The 2213-nt window shown below is 53.6% G+C and carries 2 protein-coding genes and 1 pseudogene; all 3 read right to left on the bottom strand.

The genetic code is table 11. From position 1 onward, the window contains the following. Nucleotides 1–577 (bottom strand): ATP-binding protein (locus WCE46_RS05020; protein WP_424732605.1); only part of this gene is annotated, 577 nt, incomplete at its 3' end. A 149-nt stretch (nt 578–726) separates the two neighbouring features. Beyond that, the gene (locus WCE46_RS05015) at nt 727–1851 is read right to left on the bottom strand and encodes a PAS domain S-box protein (RefSeq protein ID WP_424732604.1); all 1125 of its coding nucleotides are present in this window, start codon (nt 1849–1851) and stop codon (nt 727–729) included. Then, a pseudogene (locus tag WCE46_RS05010) lies at nt 1835–2213 on the bottom strand (alcohol dehydrogenase); the annotation flags it as partial. The gene WCE46_RS05015 and the pseudogene WCE46_RS05010, both read right to left, overlap by 17 nt.

The following is a 2213-nucleotide window of genomic DNA, read 5'->3' as shown; positions in this document are numbered from 1 at the left end:
GCCCGGACAGGCTCTGCTGGACGGTTACATGCACGGTGCCCCGGGTAAATGCAGCCGGTGCGCCGTACCACTGCTGGTACCGGACAAGCGCCTCGTTGAGCGTCTCTTCCCGCTGCATGAGGGGGCCGGTGGGAATGCCCCGGGCAAAATGCATCTCGTAGATATTGCCGTTCCGGTAGACCCGGGCGGTAAGGTTCGATGAAAGGGCGTTTACAACCGAGACGCCGACGCCGTGGAGACCTCCTGATACCTGGTACGTGGCCTTGTCGAATTTACCACCGGCATGGAGGACAGTGAGTACCACTTCGAGAGCACTTTTATGGTTCTTTTCCATCGTATCGACCGGGATGCCCCGGCCATTGTCCTCAACCGACAGCGATCCGTCGCCGTTGATAACAACGGAGATTAAGGTACAGAACCCGGCAAGCGCTTCATCGATGGAATTATCCACGACCTCGTACACAAGATGATGGAGCCCCCGCGTATCGGTGCTCCCGATGTACATTGCAGGACGCTCGCGTACTGGCGTGAGCCCTTCAAGTATCGTGATGTGGGATGCATCGTAGGTATCAGTCAAAGGAAACCTCCTTTTTGTAAAAATCAATAAAAAAATTTCCTGAAATCAGCACAATAATTATTGGTGCTGAAACCATAAAACCCTGCGGTCAAAAAAATTCAGGCGTGGAGATTAAAAGGAGCAGCCGGAATTTTCATACCGAAAACATTTTAGGGATTCCGGTATCCGCCTTTTGGAACCCGGATCACAAAACGCGTGGTCTCCATGTCACCGGTCTCCTCGATAACAATACCGGTCATATCGAGGATCTCCCGGATAAAAAAAAGGTTGGGGCCGGACGTTTTTGCCGGGGCCCAGACAAACAGGGACTCTTTCTGGTCAGGAGGGACGCCGGTCCCTGATTTTTGCAGAATAAGCGTGAGGTCTCCTGCAGTCTCTGCATGGGAGATCTGGACCGGTTCCGTGATCCCACCATGAGTATAGAGGTATTCCATCAGGTGCGTGAGCCCTTTTTCCAGCAGCGGATCGGAAAGGATCTCGAGCCGGTCCATATTCGTCATGTGTCTGATAGGGATGGGCGGGAGATGCGATATCGCATACAGCAGCACCCGGGAAAAGTTCTGCCAGCGGGGGGTCTGGACACCGAGTTTCTGGTAATTTTCGGCTAATTCGATCTGTCCCTGGATCTCACCGGTGGTGTTCTGGAGTTTGTCCAGTACCGAGATCTCTTCAGGGTGCTTTGCGATCTGCCGGATCACTTCGAGATATGCCCGCACAATGAAGATCTTGCTTTTAATATCCATGCGGGTCAGTGAGTTGATCAGGTTGAGCTTTTTCTGGGTTGCAACAAGCGCACGCTCATACCGGATCCGTTCGCTGATATCGCGGGCAACGATCACGCCATAACTCTGTTTGTCGAATGTAACAAAACGTATCAGGAGCTCAACCGGGATCACCGCTCCCTGTGACGTGCAGAGGGTGGTTTCGATCTTCTCCTGCGTCCCGCTGACAGCGGCCTTTGAGAATGCCTTCCGGAACTGTTCGCGTTTCTCGGGACCAAGAAGAGTGAATATTTCCATACTGAACAGCTGGGCGGTGGTGTACCCCAGCTGGGCACAACTGGAATGGTTTGCATCCACACACCGGTTGTCCGGGGTCTGCACCATCAGGATCATATCGTTGGTTTCATCGATGAGGGCCCGGAACCGTTCAAGTTCGAGAAGCCGCTCCTGGAGAAGAGGATAATAACTTTTGTGGAGCGAGGTCTCCCCCATTCCGATGATCCGCTCACGCAACTGCCCGCGTTCATCCGGTTGTTCAGAGGGCAGATTCATAAAGTGCCTCGATCTCGTTTTTCTTCGGGTCCCGGGGGTTGGTCGCCATGCAGACATCATGCATCGCATGTTCAGCAAGGAGCGGGATCACCTCTTTTGTTACCCCGAGAGTCCCGAGCGTCTTCCCAACTCCAATGGATGTTCGGAGCCGGTGGATTTCATCACAGATCATCTTGGGCCGCTCATTCTGTGGTACCGTGTACACTGGACAACCCATAGCTTCACCGATACTATCGTATCGGTCCGGTGCAGAAGCATAATTGTACATGATGACTGTTTCCAGCAGGAGGGCATTGCACTCGCCATGGGGAAGGTCAAGGTTCCCGCCAAGGCTGTGCGCCATTGCATGAACAGCCCCAAGG

The organism is Methanoregula sp. (assembly GCF_049690535.1).
GTDB lineage: Archaea > Halobacteriota > Methanomicrobia > Methanomicrobiales > Methanospirillaceae > Methanoregula.
Note: the sequence above shows the minus strand (reverse complement) of the source record. Positions and strands in the feature narration are given on the sequence as shown.

Excerpts from the sequence above, each read along its gene's own strand:
- WCE46_RS05015 (WP_424732604.1), bottom strand. The coding sequence starts at position 1,851 with ATGAATCTGCCCTCTGAACAACCGGATGAACGCGGGCAGTTGCGTGAG.